Origin of the sequence: Streptococcus mitis (genome assembly GCF_023109105.1) — a bacterium.
In the GTDB taxonomy this organism is placed as follows: Bacteria; Bacillota; Bacilli; order Lactobacillales; family Streptococcaceae; genus Streptococcus; species Streptococcus mitis_BW.
Genome location: NZ_JALDTZ010000005.1, coordinates 65,244 through 86,418, shown reverse-complemented (window position 1 = coordinate 86,418; position 21,175 = coordinate 65,244). Strand labels below are relative to the sequence as shown.

At 40.3% G+C, this 21,175-nt stretch carries 17 protein-coding genes and 1 pseudogene; 1 reads left to right on the top strand and 17 read right to left on the bottom strand.

All coding sequences use genetic code 11. The annotated features are described in order from the left end of the window. Window positions 1–17: 17 nt before the first annotated feature. From M1F37_RS04700 to M1F37_RS04670, 7 genes and pseudogenes are all read right to left on the bottom strand, one after another. Window positions 18–851 carry a carbohydrate ABC transporter permease gene (locus tag M1F37_RS04700; protein ID WP_247934922.1) on the bottom strand — a complete coding sequence of 278 codons (834 nt, stop codon included), beginning with the start codon at window positions 849–851 and terminating at the stop codon, window positions 18–20. Next, a complete protein-coding gene (locus M1F37_RS04695) occupies window positions 851–1,735 on the bottom strand; it encodes a carbohydrate ABC transporter permease (RefSeq protein ID WP_247934921.1) in 885 nt (294 codons plus the stop codon). The genes M1F37_RS04700 and M1F37_RS04695 overlap by 1 nt, the downstream gene beginning before the upstream one ends. Window positions 1,736–1,813: 78 nt before the next feature. Continuing rightward, the gene (locus tag M1F37_RS04690) at window positions 1,814–3,151 is read right to left on the bottom strand and encodes an ABC transporter substrate-binding protein (RefSeq protein WP_247934920.1); all 1,338 of its coding nucleotides are present in this window, start codon (window positions 3,149–3,151) and stop codon (window positions 1,814–1,816) included. Between the two features lie 18 nt (window positions 3,152–3,169). Next, complete coding sequence (locus tag M1F37_RS04685) at window positions 3,170–3,622, bottom strand: YhcH/YjgK/YiaL family protein (RefSeq protein WP_247934919.1); 453 nt, start codon at window positions 3,620–3,622, stop codon at window positions 3,170–3,172. Between the two features lie 689 nt (window positions 3,623–4,311). Further along, window positions 4,312–4,689: pseudogene (locus M1F37_RS04680) on the bottom strand (acetylxylan esterase); the annotation flags it as partial. Between the two features lie 30 nt (window positions 4,690–4,719). After that, window positions 4,720–8,397: an SIALI-17 repeat-containing surface protein gene (locus M1F37_RS04675; RefSeq protein WP_247934918.1), complete on the bottom strand. Its 3,678-nt coding sequence runs from the start codon at window positions 8,395–8,397 to the stop codon at window positions 4,720–4,722. Window positions 8,398–8,719: 322 nt separating this feature from the next. After that, a complete protein-coding gene (locus M1F37_RS04670; protein WP_247934917.1) occupies window positions 8,720–9,700 on the bottom strand; it encodes an acetylxylan esterase in 981 nt (326 codons plus the stop codon). Between the two features lie 436 nt (window positions 9,701–10,136). Between M1F37_RS04670 and M1F37_RS09985 the strand changes: the two genes are divergently transcribed. After that, a complete protein-coding gene (locus M1F37_RS09985) occupies window positions 10,137–10,265 on the top strand; it encodes a hypothetical protein (protein WP_282184471.1) in 129 nt (42 codons plus the stop codon). Here the strand turns inward: M1F37_RS09985 and recG are convergent. The 10 genes from recG to der all read right to left on the bottom strand — a co-directional run bounded on the left by recG (window position 10,262) and on the right by der (window position 21,171). Continuing rightward, complete coding sequence (recG, locus tag M1F37_RS04665) at window positions 10,262–12,277, bottom strand: ATP-dependent DNA helicase RecG (protein ID WP_247934916.1); 2,016 nt, start codon at window positions 12,275–12,277, stop codon at window positions 10,262–10,264. The two genes, M1F37_RS09985 and recG, sit on opposite strands and share 4 nt — an antisense overlap. A gap of 18 nt (window positions 12,278–12,295) precedes the next feature. Further along, a complete protein-coding gene (gene alr / locus M1F37_RS04660) occupies window positions 12,296–13,399 on the bottom strand; it encodes an alanine racemase (protein WP_247934915.1) in 1,104 nt (367 codons plus the stop codon). After that, complete coding sequence (acpS, locus tag M1F37_RS04655) at window positions 13,389–13,751, bottom strand: holo-ACP synthase (protein ID WP_247934940.1); 363 nt, start codon at window positions 13,749–13,751, stop codon at window positions 13,389–13,391. The genes alr and acpS overlap by 11 nt, the downstream gene beginning before the upstream one ends. 45 nt (window positions 13,752–13,796) lie before the next feature. Beyond that, window positions 13,797–14,828: a 3-deoxy-7-phosphoheptulonate synthase gene (locus M1F37_RS04650; protein WP_247934914.1), complete on the bottom strand. Its 1,032-nt coding sequence runs from the start codon at window positions 14,826–14,828 to the stop codon at window positions 13,797–13,799. A 1-nt stretch (window position 14,829) separates the two neighbouring features. After that, on the bottom strand, window positions 14,830–15,861 hold the full coding sequence (locus M1F37_RS04645; protein WP_247934913.1) for a 3-deoxy-7-phosphoheptulonate synthase: 1,032 nt from the start codon (window positions 15,859–15,861) through the stop codon (window positions 14,830–14,832). Window positions 15,862–15,941: 80 nt separating this feature from the next. After that, window positions 15,942–18,455, bottom strand: a complete 2,514-nt coding sequence (gene secA / locus M1F37_RS04640; protein WP_247934912.1) for a preprotein translocase subunit SecA — start codon at window positions 18,453–18,455, stop codon at window positions 15,942–15,944. Between the two features lie 145 nt (window positions 18,456–18,600). Beyond that, the gene (locus tag M1F37_RS04635) at window positions 18,601–18,888 is read right to left on the bottom strand and encodes a hypothetical protein (protein WP_247934911.1); all 288 of its coding nucleotides are present in this window, start codon (window positions 18,886–18,888) and stop codon (window positions 18,601–18,603) included. Between the two features lie 139 nt (window positions 18,889–19,027). Next, on the bottom strand, window positions 19,028–19,372 hold the full coding sequence (locus M1F37_RS04630; protein WP_247934910.1) for a hypothetical protein: 345 nt from the start codon (window positions 19,370–19,372) through the stop codon (window positions 19,028–19,030). Window positions 19,373–19,440: 68 nt separating this feature from the next. Next, window positions 19,441–19,776: a hypothetical protein gene (locus M1F37_RS04625; protein WP_247934909.1), complete on the bottom strand. Its 336-nt coding sequence runs from the start codon at window positions 19,774–19,776 to the stop codon at window positions 19,441–19,443. Between the two features lie 84 nt (window positions 19,777–19,860). Next, window positions 19,861–21,171: a ribosome biogenesis GTPase Der gene (gene der, locus M1F37_RS04620; RefSeq protein ID WP_247934908.1), complete on the bottom strand. Its 1,311-nt coding sequence runs from the start codon at window positions 21,169–21,171 to the stop codon at window positions 19,861–19,863. Window positions 21,172–21,175: the final 4 nt, after the last annotated feature.

The following is a 21,175-nucleotide window of genomic DNA, read 5'->3' as shown; positions in this document are numbered from 1 at the left end:
AACTTTCTAATTTTAACTTATTTCACAGATCCTTCTGATAATCCACTTGCAATTTTATTTTGAATGATAGAGAAGAAAATGATTGATGGAAGAACTACAATAACAGATGCTGCCATCATATCTCCCCAGTCTAGGATTTCTGAACCATTAAGCGAACGAAGGGCTACTGCTACTGTCATCTTTCCTGTATTGTTAATCAAGATCAAAGCATACAAGAATTCATTCCAAGCATTAATAAATGTATAAATAGCTGTTGCTACAATACCTGGTGCTACAATCGGTAGCACAACTTTATAAAATGTAACAAATTTATTCGCACCATCAATTCTAGCTGCTTCTTCAATTCCAATTGGAACTGTTTGGAAAAATCCAACTAAGAGCCAAACTGCATATGGAACACTAAAAGATAGATAAACCATCATCAAGCCAAATAAACTATTTGTTAACCCAACTTTAGCAATGGCAATTGAATATGGAATTGCTAACAAAATTGGTGGGAAAATGTAGGTAATGACGAGTAGTCTCGACATGATTGCTCCCAATTTAGGGAAGAATCGAACAATACCATAGGCTGCCATAGCAGAAATAATAATCGCAATAACGGTTGTAGCTAAGGCAATGATTAAACTGTTTCGAATATTATCAATAAAGTGCAAATCGTTGATAACATGAGTGAAATAATCTAATGTAAATTGTTCAGGCCAAAATCGTGTTGGATACTGAGTTAATTCCCCTTTCCCCTTTACAGACGATATGATAATCCATACCAATGGGAAAATTGCAACGATAGTCGCACCAATCAAGAGTGCATGTGAGAGAATATCTAAATAAATATTGGATTTCTTCTTCATTATTTTCTACCCTCCTTTTCCCACTTACTGATGATAGCAAAGTAGATAAAGCAAATCGCCACCAAGAAGATAAAGAGCAATACTGTAACTGCTGAAGCACGACCCAACAATTTAGTTCCCCAACCTAGGTTGTAAGCAAAAATTGGAAGCGTCGTTGTAGCATTGGCTGGTCCACCACCAGTAATTAGGTAGATGATATCGAAGTTATTAAAGATCCATACAGTTCTCAAAACAACTAGAAGCCCTACAACCACTTTAATATGTGGAAAGACAATAAACTTGAACACTTGCCAACTTGAAGCACCATCTATCTTAGCAGCTTCAAATTGTTCTTCTGGTACTGTTTGCAAAGCTGAAAGTACATTAACCATAATCATCGGTGCTCCGAACCAAATGTTGATAAACACCAAACATAGGAATGCCCATGTACTATCTGTCAAAAATGCAGGTGTATGATCCATTAAACCTAATTTTACGATTAGGTTAGGTAAGTAGCCATAAACCCCGTTTAGAATCCACTGCCAAGAAAAGGCAATGACGATTGTAGGAAATGCCCAAGGAACAATCAATAAGGTCCTATATAATTTCTTGAAGTGGCGTACTCTGTGAAGAGCTAAAGCCAATACAAACCCTACTAAAACTTGACCAACTAATGAGAAAACGGTCCACTTAATTGAATTAAAGAACGCATTAAAGAAGTTGGGATCTGATAGCACAGCTTTATAGTTAGCTAAACCAACAAATTTGTAATTGGGCATAATCAAATGCTTATTGGTAAAGCTATAAAAAATACTCGAGAAAAACGGATAAACAAATAGTAATCCTACAATAATAATAGCTGGCAAAACAAATATCCAGCGAGTTAAATTACGTTCTTTAACCATTCTCCTTCTCCCTTCTTTTACAAGATTGGGCTAGGGCTTTCCAGCTCACTAGCCCACCTATTTTCTAGTCTTTTACATCTACTGAACAGCCTCAAATAAATCGTTTAATTGTTTTTCTGCTTCTTTTGCTGCTTTCATAGGATCTGTTCCATTTGAAATGATATCTTGGAACATTTGTTCAATAATGTGTTGGTTAGTCAACATACCAGCTTGTACACTTGGTCCATTTTCATAACCAATAGCAGTACCTTTTTTAACAGCTTCAGTAATTACTTCCTCAGCATGTTTAAATTTCTTACGAGTTTCATTTTCTTTATAGGCTGCAGAATCGCTAATCCCTCTAATAGTTGGTAACATACCTACTGGAGTTGAATCAAGGAATTTAACGTAGTCTTCTTCGTTATAAAGTGTTTCTAAGAATGCTTTAGCAACTTCTGGATGTTTTGAATTTTTCCAAACAACCATTGGAATATTTGAGGTTTCAATTCCTTGGTCTTTATCAGACTCTTTGATTTTTGGAATAGGATAAGCATCAATCGAATCAATCAATTGAGGACTGTTGGCATTAATTCCTCCAATATGGAAACCAGAGTTAAAGTCAAATGCTGTTTTTCCTTGATAGAACAAGGTAGCTTGTTGAAGGACATTAAAGTTCAAAGAATCTTGAGGTGAGATTTCTTTATACAATTTAACCCAGTATTTAATACCATCTTGTGCAAGTTGGCTTGTCAAGTCTGCTTTAAGATCTTTTGTCAAAAGACTTCCACCACCACTACGTACGTAGAAGTTCAAGAAACGTGTTGCCATTAAGTCATTTGTTCCAAACGGAACAGACAAGCCATAAACTCCAGCTTCTTTCAATTTTTTAGAAGCTTCATAGAGTTGATCCCAAGTTTTAGGAACCTCAATATTATGTTCTTTTAACAAATCTGTTCTAACCCACATGACTTGCGCATGTGAATAAAGAGGAACAGAGTAGTAATCATCTCCGATTTTTGCTTCATTTAAGGCAGTTTCGTTAAATTTATCCTGTCCAATACGCTTGATAGAATCGTTGAGAGGAACCAAAGCATCTGAGTTTACCATTTCCATTACTTGGTTAGGAAGAGCTGTACTGATATCTGGCACATTTCCATTTGCTAAACCTGTAGTCCATTTAGTATAGAAGTCATTCCAAGAAAATGTTTCAATCTTGATTTTCGTTTTTGGATGTTTTTGCATGAAAGCATCTGCTGATTTTTGAATACTTTCTAAACGTGGTCCTTGAGTAAAGGAGTGCCACATTGTAATCTCACCAGATAATTCTGTCGGTGGTTCAGTACTAGTTGTAGCTTCTTTCTTTCCTGAACAAGCTACCAAAGCAACAGCTGCTAGCGCAACTCCAGCTAGACATAAAAACTTTCTCATTTTTCTCATTGTTCTACCCTTTCTACATTAAGAAATCGCAACTTTAAAGACTACTTTTTTCACAGGTTCATCATTTATACGAACCTTTGGTTGATGTAAATCTTCTGGAAAAGTGATGAGGCATTCGCCAGCTCTCAAATGAACTAACTGTTCCACTTTCCCTGTGTATAATTCAATATCTTTTTCTTTATCATATTTTTGGGTAACGCTTACATTTTCAGGCGACGTAACAGCCATAGCTTCTTCGTTTTCCAAAACTAAATGAATATCCAAATATCTTTGGTGAGTTTCAAAGAAGTCTCCTGCTTGGCCATCTGCTAAATATGTAAAGCAATTTCCAAACAATCGATCACCATCGATATCAATCGGACCTTCTGTCAAATTTTCTAGTCCTGTTTTTTCTAGAAAATCTATTAATGTTGCAAAATGTGGATTTACTTTCACATAAGTTTCTAAACGACTAATTCTTGTAATAATCATACCGTATCCTCCTTTCTACACATTTTTATTTATATATAGCAGCACCACAATCCCTATTTTAAAAATATATAATTTACGATATATTAATTCTCAATTCTATTAAGAATTTATTTCTGTTTCTTACCTATGATAAACTCCAAAAAAATTATTTATTACATCTCTTATAACGTGTCTTTCTTATGCCTCATTTCCCTTGTTTTATGAACCCATTATATACCTTTTTTAAAGCGCTTTCAATATTTGTTGTAAAATAGAATATACTTTTATAAATATTTTATATAACACATTATTAAGAAACTACTTTCTATACCAAATATATTAATGCTTATTTATAATTAGGTGATATAATCATAAAACAACCATTAGAAAATAGCTTAAAAATTCTTATTGTCTAAAACAACTATAAATATAACTCTAATTTTATCAATTATTAAAAAAAACTCTAGAGGCCTCACTATCTTCTTAGGCTCTAGACGGGTTTATTTAAAATTAAGATATAGCCCTCTTTGTTATAGTTCATTCAGAAAATATATGGCATGTTCTAGTCACATTATTAATGTAAAAGAGAGGTTGAACAAAAACTCAACTTCAGGAGAAAATGAAGTAAATCTTCCCATAATAAAACGCATAATATCTAGGTTGTTCAATACCTGATACTATGCGTTTTTATGATTTCAAAGGCTTTTTTCTCAGCCTCTCATTCCCCACTTCACATATTTAAAAGGAATCTCACTACCACAGAGCCAGTTGTAGACTTGGTCATTGACAAAAACATTCATGGCTTCGTGAGCATACTCTGGCATGATACGATAGGCCTTATCGCAGGTCAGGCGGTTGTAAATCGCAAACTGGGTAATAGGGTAGCAAACATCATCGTCCAAGCCCGTAATCATCTTAACCTCACCCTTGATACGATGGGCAAGATTTTTCACATCAATATAGGCAAGGGTTGCCATGATTTCCTCCTCCGTTTCATGGAAGGGGTCGTGAAACTTGAAATAACGGAAAAGTTCGTCGTAAGCCTCGCTGGTATTGCCAATCTCAAGCACTCGTCTAAAGTCTGAAATGAGAGAGATTCATTTTATATAAAACCTAGTCTAGTCTTCTTTTCGTTTCTTTCCTAATGTCAAGATAGATAAGAGACCTGCCACTAATCCTAGAGAAGTAAGGGTTGTGTTTTCTTTACTTCCAGTATTTGGTAGCTCATTTTGTTTAGCCGCTGGTGCTTGATAAGTAGCATCTTGTCCGAGAGATAACTTGCTAGCTGGACGTTCATTTGTAACTGCTAAGTCTGGTTTGGTTTCCCCCTTGTACTCTGGCTCTTCATGGACTGCCACCTCAGCGCCGTTAACATCTCCTTTATACTCAGGAAGGTCATTTGTAGCTGCTAAGTCTGGCTTGGTTTCCCCCCTGTACTCTGGCACTTCATGGACTACCGCTTCAGCACCGTTAACACCTCCTTTATACTCAGGAAGGTCATTTGTAGCTGCCAAGACAAAGTTAGCACCACCGGTATATTCCGGAACCTCATTTGAAGCTGCTAGAACTGCATTTACACCCCCTTTGAATTCTGGAAGTTCATGAACCGCTGCTTCAACAGCATTAACGCCTCCTGTGAATTCCGGTTTTTCTACTGTTGGTGCTGGCTCTTCTCCTGCTGTTGCTAATGGACCAGTGTATTTAGGAATTTTTGTAACAAGAGCTTCTACTCCATTCACTCCACCTGTAAATTCTAATGTTTCTACTATTGGTGCTACTTCTTCTCCTACTGTTGCTAGCGGACCAGTGTATTCAGGAGCTGCTTCAGTTACTGCAGCATCCTCGCCATTAACTCCACCTGTAAATTCTGGTGTTTCTACTGTTGGTGTTGTCTCTTCTCCTGCTGTCGCTAATTGGCCTGTATATTCAGGAACTTCTTCAGTTACTGCAGCATCCTCGTTATTAACTCCACCTGTAAATTCAGGAACTTCATTTGTCGCAGCTTCACTTCCATTTACTCCATGAGTAATTTTAGAACCAACTACTGAAACAGGCAAATTATGCATACTTTCGATAGAGCCTTCTGCTAAGCCTGTAACTTTTTGACCAATATCCTCAGGATCTACTGTAAACAATAGAGTCTTTGTGTCATACTGCGTCATAAAAGTAGCTGTTTTGCCATTTGCAAGCTGTAATGTTGGTGCTTGATTGACCAATACTTCTGAATCAAATTCCATGGCAATAATGCCTTGCCCCATATGAACTGCATGTGTAACTTTTGCTTCGGTTGGAGAAACCATATCCTTGCTTAAGAAATCCCAATTAAATTTCTTATAAGACAAGGTATATTCGTTTTGGTTGTGTTCTGCATGCTCATAAAGCAATCCGTATTCGCCATTTCCGAGATCTTGAATAGAATTGTAGGCAAACTTACCACTTTGAATAGGATTATGCTTAAGCCAAGTTAGCTCTCCATTTTCTTCGACACGAGCTAAGTGTACCAAACCGTTAAAACGTCCTGGTCCACCTGCATTACTAAGAACAATATATTCTTTTCCATCATGCATCGTATGAATAGCAGCCAATTGAACATAAACATCCTTGACATCTGCATAACGTTTTATATCATTTTCCCAAGTTACACCACCATCTTTACTAGTAGCAACTTGAAGGTCCCCTGTCAAGCCACGCATGAAGAGCTTGAGATCTCCATTATTTAATTGTACAACGGAAGACTCAGTATTTTGAGCATAATAATTATTCATGAAACTTGAGTCAATCACAGTGCCATCAGTCAGCGTACGATGATCATTCACACCACCTCCCATATGCCAAGTCTTACCATGGTCATCTGAGTAGATAATCCGAGATGATTGAGAACCATTTAAGTGGTTGGTCTGATTTGTTGTATACGTAGGTACAATGATTCTACCTTTATGAGGTCCAGTGTGAAGAGTAATTCCTGTTCCAGGCCCAACCCCTAGGAATTTCATCCAATCAGCTTTTACCATTAGGGTAATATCTTGAGGTGCCGACCAAGTCTTACCATCATCATCACTGTAAGACATCCATAGATAAGAATCCTTTGCAACTCTAAATGGAGACGTTTTATTGCTTGTGAAATAAATATTTCCTAATAGTTGATCCCCTTGATACAAATCACCCTTATCACTATAAGCTGGTTTAACTGGGTTTACAACAACACGATAATCGGTTGCTTTCCCACTTGGTGTATATACTGTACCATTTTCACGAATTGTGTAAGAACCTTCTTCGCCTTCTTTATAGAGAATTTGGTAAGTTTTGCCATCGATTTGTTTATAGGCTTCTTCTCTTTGAGCAGCCATTCCAAAGATTCCTTGCCCTTCTGGGAACATATCATAGACCGAAAAAATTCGTTTTGTTGCAGGATCTTGAACCAAAACCATATCGATGTTCACTGGAGAACCGATTGATGGATTAGAAGCTTTTGGATTGTCTCGTAAATTTGTAATCGTTACTCGATCGCTCCATGTTTTCCCCTTATCCTCACTTCGTCTAACGACCATGCCGATATCACCCCAGTCACTTGAATGAAGACGACGTTCATCTGCACCAGCAATCAGAGTGCCTTTATCTGTCTTAAGAAGAGCAGGAATACGATAACTCTTGATCCCGTCTTTATTTGGTTTATTATGCATACCGCCTTCAAAGACATCTTGTTTTTCAGTAACTTTAGCCCCTTCTGGTAGCTTTTGCTCCAAATCAGATCTTTCAAATAATTGGCTACGTTTTTGAACTTCCTCTGGAGTTAATACTCGGTCATAGACACTTAAATTACGAACCTGTAAATTTGCCCCCCAAACTGAGCTCCCTGCTCGATTTGTTGCACCAATTTGAGCATGTGTAATATCTGGCATATCCTTGATAAATTTACCAGACTTCAAGCTGGTACGCGATAAAACACCATTTACATAGAGTCTAACTTTTCCTCCTGGATTTTCTGCATTCGGTCTTTCTACAGTAAAGGTAACTGAATTCCACTGCCCAGGCTTAATTTTCAATGGAGCATCCGTATATTTATCATAAAATTGTGCTCCATTTGCATCGCGTCCCTCGATTAAGGCTGTATTATTGAGAACAGCCATGGTGAAGTACTCATCTTTTTTCTTATCACTAGATACTGAGAATAGATTATAAAATGCTGGAGCTTTGGCATCTGGCTTGAATTCCATATGAATGGTCGCATTTTGAAGTTTCTTCAATGTATCTAATTCACTGGCTAGATCTACACGCTGACCATTCTTCGAATTTGTTTCAACATCTTCTTTTTCCACTACTGGAGTTGCGTTTTCGATGTCTCTAGCATAATAATCTCGAGGAATCACGCCCTCTTCTTCTTTATCTTGCTCCTTGTTACTTTCTTCTGTAGTTGTAGAATCTCCTTCTTGTTTATCAGTAGGAACTGGTGTATTTTCAGCTGCAGGTGTATTTGTTGGAGTGGTTGTCTCTGTTTCAGCAGTCTCATTTTTCTTCAACTTATCCTGATCAACTTCCACACCATTGTCTTTCGCTGTTGCCAATTTTCCAGCTAGTTCACTATCTAACTGAGCAATACTTCCTGAAGAAACTTCTTTTGATAATTCTGATAAACCTTGATTATTATTTTCAGATGCAGTTGCAGTTGAGTTTCCTTGTTCATTTGCCAATACAGGATTTACTCCAAACACCACTGCACCAATGGTTACAGAGGCTACACCCACTGCAAATTTACGAATGCCATATCTTTGTTTTCTATCAAAATTCTTTGGATTCATCTTTCTACCTTTCAATTTCACAAAAAATAAAGCGCTTTCTTTTTACTTTAAAATTTTTACTCCCCATCATAGGAAAACACAAGAAAGCAATTAATAAACGAGAGTTGCTCTCTTTCTCTCTTTCAAAATTTAGCTAGCTGCAATCCAAACAGTAGCTCTTTCACTCCTTTCCTAGAGACTTTTTCTTTATTATACAATAAAGTCATAGGTTTATCTCGAGCTTGACATAGAATAGATTTTACTTTCAGTAATATTTTAATATTTTTAAAAGTAGTTTCAATGTCTAAAACAAAAAAAGAGAGCTACTAGGCTCTCTCATTCATTATTTTACGTACTTAAAAGGAATCTCACTACCACAAAGCCAGTTGTAGACTTGGTCATTGACAAAGACATTCATGGCTTCGTGGGCATACTCAGGCATGATGCGATAGGCCTTATCGCAGGTCAGACGGTTGTATATCGCAAACTGGGTAATAGGGTAGCAAACATCATCGTCCAAGCCCGTAATCATCTTAACCTCACCCTTGATACGATGGGCAAGATTTTTCACATCGATATAGGCCAGGGTCGCCATGATGTCCTCCTCAGTTTCATGGAAGGGATCATGAAACTTGAAATAACGGAAAAGTTCGTCATAAGCTTCACTGGTATTACCAATCTCAAGCACTCGTCTAAAGTCTGACAAGAAGGGATAGATGGCAACTGTTTTCTGAATTCGAGGATTGAGCGCTGCTGCAACCAGAGCTAGAGCCCCTCCTTGTGAGGCACCATAACTAGAAAGTCTCTTCTCATCTACCTCAGGTAGACTAGCAACAATTTCAACCAACTGGTAAATATCCAGATAAACATCCTTATAAAAGAGATGCTCCCGACCTTCCACAGCACCACGGATAATATGCCCCTTAACGGTATTTCCAAGAGGAGAACGCAAGCCGTCTTGCGAGTAACCTGACTGACCCCGTACATCCATGGAAACAACACCGTAACCAGCTACAGTGAAGGCCAGCATGTCGGCCCAGTCCCAGCCACGTCCCATATAACCATGGAAATGGAAGATTAGAGGAACTTTTTCCTCACTCTTTGGAAGAACGACGCGCGCATAGACCTTTCCTTCATTGGTTCCTTCAAATGTTAACTCATAGCACTTGACTTGAGGAATGTGGAAATCTCTTTCCTCCAACTGGTAGGCTGGAAGAGTTGAAACTTTTTTCACTTCCCCATCCCAGAAAGCATCAAAGTCCTCTGGAACCTCATCCCTTCCTTTATAGGTCTTGATTTCTTCTAGCAAAGCTGGATTTTTCATAGCATGCTCCTTTTATTTTGTAATCGCTATCACCACTGTAGCATATCTAGAAAAGCAATGCAAGAAAGAAGGACAAATAGAAAGTGAATTTAGATTCTTTACTTTTAGGATGACGGGCTGAAAGTAGTTTTAAAACGAAAAAAGAGCATTTCGCTCTTTCTTCCTTATATTTATATTAATTTTTTGCTTCTTTCTTTTGGAAAGTGGTTTGGTAATTTACTTTAATCGTTACTGTCATGTGAGAGTCCTCGTTTCTTTTTGATGACTCTAGTATAAGGGCCAAACCTGAAAGCTAACTTAAGATTTCCTTAGAGAAAGCTTATACTCAATGAAAATCAAAGAGCAAACTAGGAAACTAGCCGCAGGTTGCTCAAAGAACTGCCTTAAGGTTGTGGATAAGACTGACTAAGTCAGCTCAAAAAACTGTTTTGAGGTTGTGGATAAGACTGACGAAGTCAGCTCAAAACACTGTTTTGAGGTTGTGGATAGAACTGACGAAGTCAGTCACCATACATACGCTAAGGCGACGTTGACGTGGTTTGAAGAGATTTTCGAAAAGTATTAATCTAAATGTTCTTTCTTTTCCAGATGAAGGGCAATCATGCGCCACTCTGGATCCTCTTGCCAACCTTCTATGGAACTAATGTAGCTAGCAACTTTTCTAGCTTCTTCTAAAATCGGAAAATCTTCGATAATATCAGCCACTTGGAACTCTGGAAGACCTGACTGTCTGGTTCCAAAAATCTCACCTGAACCACGCATTTTCAAATCTTCCTCCGCAAGGACAAATCCATTGGTGGTTTCTGTCATAATGCGCATGCGGTCTTTCCCAGAATCGGTCTTAGGATTGGCAACAAGTACAGCGTAGGACTGCTTGTCTCCCCGACCGACACGACCTCTGAGCTGGTGCAGCTGGCTGAGCCCAAAGCGATCGGCGTCCATGATGATCATGACAGTAGCATTGGGAACGTTAACCCCGACCTCAATAACCGTTGTCGAAACCAGAATATCCGTTTTTCTCTCTTTAAAATCCTGCATGATCTGGTCTTTTTCGTCACTCTTCATCTTACCATGTAGAAGGGCCACTTCTGCCTTACCTGCAAAATGAGCTGTCAGCTCCTCTGATAAGGCAATGGCATTTTTCAAATCCAGAGCTTCTGATTCTTCAATCAAGGGAGAGATGACATAGGCTTGAGAACCTTTTTGAATTTCCCCCTCTAACCAAGTCAAGACCTGAGGTAATTGCTCATGCTTGATCCAGCGTGTCACAATAGGCTTCCGTCCTGCTGGCATCTGGTCGATAATGGAAACATCCATATCACCAAAGGCTGTGATGGCCAGCGTCCGTGGAATAGGAGTCGCCGTCATCATGAGGACGTCAGGATTGTCGCCTTTTTCCCGTAAAATACGCCTTTGTCCCACACCAAAACGGTGCTGCTCATCGATGATAATCAAACCAAGTCGAGCATAATCCACCCCATCCTGAATTAGAGCATGAGTTCCGATAATCAAATCAACCTCCCCCTTGGCAATAGCCTCCAAGACTTCTCTCTTTTCTGCAGCTTTCAAAGAACCTGTCAAGAGAGCCAGTTTCAAGTCTGGAAATAGGTTTTGTAAACTCTCAAAGTGTTGCTCTGCAAGGATTTCTGTCGGCACCATGAGGGCGGACTGATAGCCAGCCGTCACTGCCGCAAACATAGCCAAGCCAGCAACAACAGTTTTTCCACTCCCCACATCCCCTTGTAGTAGACGATTCATGTGGTGGTCCGACTTCATATCAACCAAAATTTCCTGCAAACTCTTTTCCTGAGCAGGGGTCAGGGCAAAAGGCAAACTTTCTTTGACTTCTGTCACCTTTTCCTGAGACCAATTCAGAACCAGGCCACTTCCCTGAACTCTATTTTCAGACTTGAGCGTCTGCAACTGCATTTGAAAATAAAAGAGTTCCTCAAATTTGATACGGCGAAGGGCCTGCTTGTATTCTGCCAAATCCTTAGGAAAATGCATAGCACGAACAGCCTGACAACGAGACATGAGTTTGTATTTGTCAAGCAAGGACTGGGGAAGATTTTCCTCTATCAAGAGGTCCAGTCCCTGATCAAAGGCTGTCTTGATGACCTTGACTAGACTGGCCTGACTGATTCCCTGAGCCAATCGATAAACAGGCTGGAGATCATCCTCGACTTGAGCTAAAACCTTCATACCTGTAAGGCTAGCCTTGGCACGATCCCACTTGCCAAAGACAGCCAAAGTCGCTCCTAGTTCAATTTTGTCTGCTAGGTAAGGTTGATTGAAAAAGTTAACCGCAAAAACGACCTCTCCCTGCTTAAGGCTAAAGCGCAGGCGATTACGCTTAAAACCATAATACTGAACACTAGCCGGTGTCACTACCTGACCAGATAGGACTGCCTTTTCACCGTCTTCTAGCTCTAGTACCTGTTTGGTCTTAAAATCTTCATAACGGAAAGGAAAGTAGAGCAAGAGATCTTGCAAGTTTTCAATTCCTAGTTTGGCGTATTTTTCTCCTGACTTTGGTCCCACACCAGGTAAGACATGCAAGGGTTGATGTAGATTCATGCTCCACTCCTTTCTTTTCTAATAATATTCTCTCGGAATGCGGTCGCTGAGAAGACAAACCACTTCATAGTTAATGGTTCCACGGTAAGTCGCTACCTGAGTAGCTGTGATTTCCTTGCCTCCGTTAGAACCAATTAAGGTTACCTTTGTTCCTAAGGGATAAAGCTTAGGCAAACGAATGGTGATTTGGTCCATGGATACTCGTCCAACGATTTGGCAAGCTTGGCCATCTACCAAGACAGAGAAATTCTGCATGTCACGTGTCCAACCATCCGCATAGCCGATTGGAACTGTCGCGATAATTTGCTCGCTATCCGCCTGATAGGTAGCTCCGTAGCCCATGCAAGCTCCAGCTGGAACTGTCTTGACATGGACCAGAGCAGACTCCAAGGTCAAGGCCAGAGTCAAGTCATAAGGCAAATCCAAGACCTCTCCGCTTGGGTTTAAACCATACATGGCATCTCCCATACGAACCGCATTGAAAATAGTCTCTGCATGCCAAAGAGTCGTTGCAGAATTGCTGGCATGAACCAGGTCTGGAACTTCCTTCATACTATCCAAAATAGTTTTAAACCGTTCTAACTGGGCATTAAAGTAGACTTCTGATTCCTCGTCTGCAGTAGCAAAGTGGGTAAAGATTCCCTCAACACGAGCACCGTGTTGTTTAAGCAAGTCTTGAGCTTGATTAGCCTCACTGGCCTCTCTAAAACCAATCCGTCCCATTCCTGAATCAATCTTGAGATGGACTGTCAATCCAGTTAGGTCCACTTCTTTATCTAAGAGTGCTTGAACCCACTCCAGTCCAGCCACTGTCAAGATGATGTCGTATTCTTTAGCAAGAGAAACAGCTTCGATTTCAGAAACTCCTAAAATGAGGATTTTCTTGCTGAGTCCAGCTTGTCTGAGTTCAATGGCTTCATCGATATTAGAAACGCAAAAGCCATCGACATCATCTTGAATCGCCTTGGCAACGGCAACAGCCCCATGCCCATAAGCATTGGCCTTGACCACTGCCCACTTGATCGTTCCTTGAGGGATATGGGCCCCCATTTGCTGAATATTTTGTCGAATAGCTCCTAGATGAATCAGAGCCTTGGTTGGTCTATGTGGACTAGCTTTCATGATTTTCCTCCAAAATGACACTAGCTGTCACAAACTGTTCTGTATGGCTGATAGACAGCCAAATCTTTCCTGAAAATGGTGACTGACTAAAATAAGGCGCTCCGCGTTCATTGTTCAAGACTTCCAAATCCTGAAAACCGAGCTTTCCAATACCAGTTCCCATGGCCTTGGAAAAAGCCTCCTTAGCCGACCAGCGACCAGCCAAATATTCGATTTGTCTGCGCCCTTTAAGACTGTTAAACCGTTCCATTTCCTTAGCAGTCAGCACGCGCTTAGCAAAGCCTTCATGTCGTGTAACTGCACTTTCTATCGAAGCCAATTCTTCGATATCAATTCCGTGTCCAACTATCATTCTCATCAAAAGGAGTTGAGATTCCCCCAACTCCATCCTTTTCACTTATTTTGTCAAGGTAGCATAGATTTCTTCTACCAAGGCCTCTGTATTTTCCCAACCTAGACAAGGATCGGTAATAGAGCAACCAAAGACTTCTGGTTGGTTTTGACGACCATCTGCTAGGTAAGATTCAATCATAAAGCCTCGAACTATTTTTTTGATTTTCTCATTCCAATCACGATTCTGCAATGTCTGACGAACAATTCGAATCTGTTCCATATATTGCTTGCCTGAGTTATCATGGTTGGTGTCAATGAGGATAAAGGGATTTTCAAGCCCCATAGCTTCATAGCGTTCAATGGCAGTTAGCAGAGTTTCATAATAAAAGTTAGGCTCATTTTTCCCATATTCATTAACTGCGCCACGAAGGATGACGTGGGCCAAGGGATTTCCTGAAGTCTCAACTTCTTGGCCGTGGAAGAGGAAGGTCTGTTTGTTCTGAGCGGCATAGATACCATTAAACATGACACCCAAATTTCCAGAGGTTGGATTTTTCATCCCGACTGGCGCATCAATCCCTGAGGCCACAAAGCGGTGCTCTTGGTCTTCCACAGAACGAGCCCCAACAGCATGGTAACTGACCAAATCATCTACCAAGACCAGATTTGACGGATAAAGCATCTCATCTGCCGTTGTCAAACCAGTCTCTGTAATCACGCGGTAGTGCAACTGGCGCACAGCCTGTAAGCCGTTAATCAAGCTTGGAGCCTTCGAAGTATCTGGCTGGTGAACCAAACCTTTATAACCGTCTCCATTAGTGCGAGGTTTAGCTGTATAAACACGCATAACCATGAAAATCTTGTCCGCCACCTTCTTCTGCAAGGCTGATAAACGGCGAGCATATTCCAAGACAGCCTCTTCATTATCAGAAGAGCAAGGACCAATCACCAAAAGGATACGGTCATCTTCTCCTGAAATGATGTCTGACAATTCTCTATCACGGCGCTCTTTTAGTCGCAAGGCTTCCGCAGACAATTGAGTTTCTGCCTTGATTGCTTCAATATCGATTTCTTGACCTTTTTCAATAAATGCCATACTATTCTCCTAGCGTTTGGTAGATTTCTCTGACAAGGGCTTCCGTATTTTCCCAGCCTAGGCAAGGGTCTGTGATAGACTTGCCAAATACTTCTGGTTCGTTTTGACGGCCATCTTCTAGATAAGACTCAATCATAAAGCCACGAACATACTGCTTGATCTTTTCATTCCAATCACGGTTAATCAAGGTCTGGCGGACAATTCGAATCTGATCCATGTATTGCTTACCAGAATTGTCATGATTGGTATCCACAATGATAAAAGGATTTTCCAAGCCCATTTTCTCATACTGGGCAATGGTATCCATCAAATTATCATAGTAGTAGTTGGGAATATTCTTACCATACTCATTGATTGCTCCACGAAGAATGGCGTGCGAAAGCGGGTTCCCAGTTGTTTCCACTTCTTTTCCTAGGAAAAGGAAACTTTGCTTGTTTTGAGCAGCATAAATCCCATTAAACATGACATTGAGATTTCCAGAGGTTGGATTTTTAAAACCAGTCGCGAAATCTGCCCCACTTGCAACAAAGCGGTGTTGCTGGTCTTCAACTGAACGAGCACCAACCGCCATGTAAGAAATCAGATCATCCACAAGCGGAAGATTTTCAGGATAAAGCATTTCATCAGCTGTCGTCATACCTGTTTCCGTGATGACACGATAGTGAAGATGGCGCACGGCTTTAATTCCGTTGATGAGACTAGGCGCTTCTGCTGTGTTAGGCTGGTGAATCAATCCCTTATAGCCATCTCCGTTGGTACGGGGTTTGGCTGTGTAAACACGCATAACCATAAAGATACGGTCTGCTACTTCTTCTTGTAGGATTGCCAAACGCTTAGCGTATTCAAGGACAGCTTCTTCGTTGTCAGATGAGCATGGCCCGATTACCAAGAGAATTCGTTGGTCTTCTCCACGTATAATGGCTTCTAGCTCTTGATCGCGCTGTGATTTTCTCTCCAAAGCTTGGCCTTCTAATTTTGATAAGGCACGAACTTCTTCAATATTAATTTTAGGACTTTTTGCTGTAAATACCATAACTCATCTCCTTATAAAGCAAACGGATACCAAGTAAAAATTTACTTTTCACAAGGTATCCGCCTCTAAACTATCTCATTTTATTGTCTTTTACCGTGACAGTTTTTAAACTTCTTACCAGAACCACATGGGCAAAGTTCATTCCGTCCAATCTGGCTCAAATCCAAATCTTCTGGCATATTTGCTTGGTGGGCAGCGATATTGCGAGTCGCTGTTGTACTGATATGGTGTTCTGCTTGTGGTCTTTCTTGTTCATGAATTTGTGCTTTCATCATCAAGCGTGTCACATCAAACTCAATCGAACCAATCATGTCATTAAACATACGGAAACCTTCTGCCTGATACTCAACAACAGGGTTGTTCTGAGCATAGCCACGAAGTCCAACCGCGTTACGCAATTGATCGAGGGCGTCGATATGATCTGTCCACTTGTTATCTACCACTCGTAGAATCAAGACTTTTTGGAATTCTTTCACTGCTTCTTCATCACGAAGTTTTGAAACCTGACTATCGTAAACCTTCAAGGCACGTTGGAAGAGTTCTTCCTTGATTGCCTTATCAGACAAGCCTGACAAGTCTTCCAACGTAATAGAATCTTCTGGAAGCAAGTTGTACTTAGCAAAGTTCAAAATTGCCTCTAGTTTTTCATCTTGTTTGGCACGCGCATGACCATCAACGACACGACCAATCGTGCGTTTGATCATTGACTGAATTTCAGGTGCCAAGTCACGGTCTGCAGTGATAACATCGTAACGTTGAGCGTAGATAATCTCACGTTGTTCACGCATGACATCATCGTATTGAAGGACTTGTTTACGGGTATCGTAGTTATTTCCTTCGACACGTTTTTGCGCCGCTTCAACCTGACGTGTCAACATACGAGACTCAATCGCCTCTTCAGACATGTTCAAGCGTTCAAAGATTCCCTTCAAGCGTTCTGAACCGAAACGTTTCATCAAATCGTCTTCGAGTGATAAGTAGAATTGTGATTCCCCTGGATCCCCTTGACGACCTGAACGTCCACGAAGCTGGTTATCAATACGACGGCTCTCGTGACGTTCTGTACCGATGACGCAAAGTCCACCAAGTTCACGAACACCTTCACCAAGCTTAATATCGGTACCACGACCAGCCATGTTGGTTGCAATAGTAATCGCACCACGTTGACCAGCATTCATGATGATTTGAGCTTCTCTATAGTGGTTTTTGGCATTCAATACTTCGTGAGGTACGCCTGCTTCAACCAATTTCTTAGATAGAAAATCACTGGTTTCAACGGCAACAGTACCTACCAAGACAGGCTGACCTTTTTGGTAACGGGCCTTAACATCTTCAACGACAGCCTTGAATTTTGCGTCGAGGCTAGCATATAGAAGATCTGAATGGTCGATACGTTGGATTGGACGGTTAGTAGGAATTGGAATAACACGAATGTTGTAAATTTCACGGAATTCCTCTTCCTCAGTCTTACCTGTACCCGTCATACCAGACAATTTTTTGTACATACGGAAAAGGTTTTGGTAGGTGATTGAGGCAGATGTCTTGGTCTCATCCTGAATTGGCACACCTTCTTTGGCTTCAATGGCTTGGTGCAAGCCATCAGAATAACGACGACCTTCCATGGTACGACCTGTAAATTGGTCGACAATCAAGATTTCTTGCTCTTCGCTCACCACATAGTCAATATCGAGAAGCATGATATAGTTGGCACGAAGGGCGTTATCAATAAAGTGAGTCAGAGCTACGTTTTCGATATCATAGAGGTTTTCAAGTTTGAAGTAGCTTTCAGCCTTGTCAATCCCTGAATCAGACAAACCAATAGTCTTAGACTGCACATCGATGATGTAGTCGTCTTTGTCCAAAGATTTTACATAGTGGTCTGCCATGTGATACAACTGACTAGTTTCAACTGCGTTAGCACCTGATACGATCAAAGGTGTACGGGCCTCGTCAATCAAGATTGAGTCAACCTCATCGACCAAGGCATAGTTAAGCGGACGTTGTACCATGTTTTCAGCGCGAACAACCATGTTATCACGAAGGTAGTCAAATCCGATTTCTGAGTTGGTTGAGTAGGTAATATCACACTCATAGGCTTCTTTTTTCTCCATCGGAGATTTGGCAGCCAAGTTAATCCCTACTGACAAACCAAGCCATGAGTACAATTCTCCCATCTCAGTCGCGTCACGTTCTGATAGGTATTCGTTAACCGTAACTACGTGAACCCCTTTACCTGAGAGGGCATTGAGGTATACTGGCATAGTCGCAGTCAAGGTTTTACCTTCCCCTGTACGCATTTCTGGCACGTCACCATGGTGAAGAACGATTCCCCCCATGACCTGAACCTTATATGGGAAGAGTCCTAGGACACGTTTGGCACCCTCACGAACAACCGCAAATGCTTCATAAAGCAATGAATCCAGTGATTCTCCATTTTGATAACGTTCTTTAAATTCAACTGTTTTTGCTTTTAGTTGGTCATCAGTCAAAGCAGCCATTTGATCTTCGTATTTGAAAACCTTGTCGGCCATCTTTTCCAGACGACGGATTTCTCCTTTATCATTTTCGATAATTGTTTTTAAAATATTAGCCATGTTTTTCCTTACTTTAAATTCCGAATATTTTAGAATGTTCTTTTAATTTTAGCACAATTACTGATTATTTTCAAGGAAGAATCCCCATTTTGAAAAGGAAAAAGAGGCTAGTTTCCAAGCTAACCTCTCTGACTTTTATGATACTTTAATTGCCAAAAATCGGCAAAATAGCAAACAGGATAAATAGGTTAATCCAAAGAGAAAGACAGCAGATGAGTCCAAAAACAAAGAGACTGACTTTCTTGGACAGCAAGGCCATCAAAATGGACAGAATGCCAAAAACTAGCAAGATTTTCTGCATACTAAAGAGATTGATAGATATTCCCAGAACTTCTTTATCCCAAGGAACAAAGAAGAAAGCAAGCCAGATAAGCAGGACTAAACCAATATAGACTTTAGAATAGCGTGTAATAAATGATTTTAGATGTTCCATAAGCCACCTCCTACAAATAAAAAACGATATAATACTCTTCGAAAATCAAATTCAAACCACGTCAACGTCGCCTTGCCGTACTCAAGTACAGCCTGCGGCTAGTTTCCTAGTTTGCTCTTTGATTTTCATTGAGTATAAATCAATGCCTTCCACCTTTGGACTTCCCTAGTTCTCGTCTCAAACGAAACATTTTCTTGAAAAAGATATAGTCTAACCAGTCACTGCCTAGAGATATGACTATCAAAAGCAACCAAACACCCCAAACACTAGCATCTGATACATAGTTCAGAACAAGAGGGAAAAATAAGAATGAAAAAATTGTCATATTCATACTAAAAAAAGCTAAAAGGGAAATATAAATCCAGTAAAAATAGTAGAAGATGGGGAAAATTTTACTGTTTCTGTCAGCATTATCTATCCAATAGAAAAAATAAAAACAAGGAAATAAGGGTATCAAATTAAACCAATTAAAGGACAGTTTCATCAGCGCCACCTCCTCTTTGAAATTGTTTTCTTTAGTTTCGTTCTATTAAATGTTATTACCAATATAAATCAATGCCTTCCACTTTTAGACTTTCCTAACTCCTTTCTTAGTCTAAACATTTTCTTGAAACAGGAATAAGTTAACCTATTCATACCAATAGCTAGCAGAATAAAAAGAAACCAAATGCCCCATAACTTGATATCTGTCAGATTTCTCAAGACGATATTGAAAAACAGAACTGAAACAACTGTCCAAGCAAGGCTAAAAAGAGCATAGAGGGGGATATAAAACCAGTAAAAATAATAAAAAATTGGGAAAAATTTACTATCTTTATTGGCATTTTCAATCCAGTCATAAAAATAAAAGAAAGGTGCTAAAAGTAAGAATTTAAACAAATGTTTCATCATCGACACCTCCTCTTTAAAATTGTTTTCTTTAGTTTCGTTCTACCAAAAAAATCTGGAAATGTCATTCCAGATTCTACATTTTTATTTTCGTTTTCTTGCGATGAGATGGATTGGAGTCCCTTCAAAAACAAAGGCCTTACGGATTTGATTTTCCAAGAAACGCAGGTAAGAAAAGTGCATGAGTTCTTCTTCGTTGACAAAAATCACAAAGGTTGGTGGTTTGGTTGCCACTTGGGTCGCATAGAAAATCTTGAGACGTTTTCCTTTGTCTGTCGGTGTTGGGTTGATGGCAATAGCATCCATAATGACATCGTTCAAGACAGCTGATGGTATACGTGTATTTTGACTTTCGCTGATTTGCTTGATCATCTCAGGAAGTTTGTGGAGACGTTGCTTGGTCAAAGCTGAAACAAAGATAATCGGTGCGTAAGGCAGGTATTGGAACTGCTCACGGATATCTTCTTCCCAGTTTTTCATGGTGTGGTTGTCTTTTTCAAGAGTATCCCACTTATTGACCACGATAATCATCCCTTTACCAGCTTCGTGGGCAAAACCTGCGATACGCTTGTCATACTCACGAATACCTTCCTCAGCATTGAGCACCAGCAAGACTACATCTGAACGGTCAATAGCACGCATGGCACGCATAACAGAGTATTTCTCAGTATTTTCATAGACTTTACCTGACTTACGCATACCAGCAGTATCAATCATGGTAAACTCTTGGCCGTCAGCATCTGTAAAATGAGTGTCAATGGCGTCACGAGTAGTACCAGCGACAGGGCTAGCAATGACACGGTCTTCTCCCAAAATGGCATTGATCAAGCTAGATTTTCCGACATTTGGACGACCAATCAAGCTGAATTTAATGACATCTGGATTTTCTTCTTCGACTTCATGCGGGAGATTTTCCACAATAGCATCCAGCACATCCCCTGTCCCGATACCATGAACAGATGAAATCGGTAGTGGTTCGCCCAAACCTAGAGCATAGAAATCATAGATATCATTTCGCATCTCAGGGTTGTCAACCTTGTTAACGGCTAGGATGACTGGTTTATGAGTTTTATAGAGTTTACGGGCAACGTATTCGTCCGCATCTGTAATTCCCTCTTTTCCAGACACGACAAAGACGATAACATCTGCTTCTTCCATGGCAATTTCTGCCTGGTGCTTGATTTGTTCCATGAAAGGCGCATCGACATCATCGATACCCCCAGTATCAATCATACTAAAAGAACGGTTAAGCCACTCACCCGTGGCATAGATACGATCTCGCGTTACACCTTCAACATCTTCTACGATTGAGATGCGTTCTCCCGCGATACGGTTAAATAGGGTTGATTTCCCAACATTGGGACGTCCCACAATGGCAACAGTTGGTAAGGCCATGTTT

Bases quoted from the DNA above. Each gene is read 5' to 3' on its own strand.
- M1F37_RS04700 (WP_247934922.1), bottom strand. From the start codon at position 851: ATGAAGAAGAAATCCAATATTTATTTAGATATTCTCTCACATGCACTC.
- M1F37_RS04695 (WP_247934921.1), bottom strand. From the start codon at position 1,735: ATGGTTAAAGAACGTAATTTAACTCGCTGGATATTTGTTTTGCCAGCT.
- M1F37_RS04690 (WP_247934920.1), bottom strand. From the start codon at position 3,151: ATGAGAAAAATGAGAAAGTTTTTATGTCTAGCTGGAGTTGCGCTAGCA.
- M1F37_RS04685 (WP_247934919.1), bottom strand. From the start codon at position 3,622: ATGATTATTACAAGAATTAGTCGTTTAGAAACTTATGTGAAAGTAAAT.
- M1F37_RS04675 (WP_247934918.1), bottom strand. From the start codon at position 8,397: ATGAATCCAAAGAATTTTGATAGAAAACAAAGATATGGCATTCGTAAA.
- M1F37_RS04670 (WP_247934917.1), bottom strand. From the start codon at position 9,700: ATGAAAAATCCAGCTTTGCTAGAAGAAATCAAGACCTATAAAGGAAGG.
- recG (WP_247934916.1), bottom strand. From the start codon at position 12,277: ATGAATCTACATCAACCCTTGCATGTCTTACCTGGTGTGGGACCAAAG.
- alr (WP_247934915.1), bottom strand. From the start codon at position 13,399: ATGAAAGCTAGTCCACATAGACCAACCAAGGCTCTGATTCATCTAGGA.
- acpS (WP_247934940.1), bottom strand. From the start codon at position 13,751: ATGATAGTTGGACACGGAATTGATATCGAAGAATTGGCTTCGATAGAA.
- M1F37_RS04650 (WP_247934914.1), bottom strand. From the start codon at position 14,828: ATGGCATTTATTGAAAAAGGTCAAGAAATCGATATTGAAGCAATCAAG.
- M1F37_RS04645 (WP_247934913.1), bottom strand. From the start codon at position 15,861: ATGGTATTTACAGCAAAAAGTCCTAAAATTAATATTGAAGAAGTTCGT.
- secA (WP_247934912.1), bottom strand. From the start codon at position 18,455: ATGGCTAATATTTTAAAAACAATTATCGAAAATGATAAAGGAGAAATC.
- M1F37_RS04635 (WP_247934911.1), bottom strand. From the start codon at position 18,888: ATGGAACATCTAAAATCATTTATTACACGCTATTCTAAAGTCTATATT.
- M1F37_RS04630 (WP_247934910.1), bottom strand. From the start codon at position 19,372: ATGAAACTGTCCTTTAATTGGTTTAATTTGATACCCTTATTTCCTTGT.
- M1F37_RS04625 (WP_247934909.1), bottom strand. From the start codon at position 19,776: ATGAAACATTTGTTTAAATTCTTACTTTTAGCACCTTTCTTTTATTTT.
- der (WP_247934908.1), bottom strand. From the start codon at position 21,171: ATGGCCTTACCAACTGTTGCCATTGTGGGACGTCCCAATGTTGGGAAA.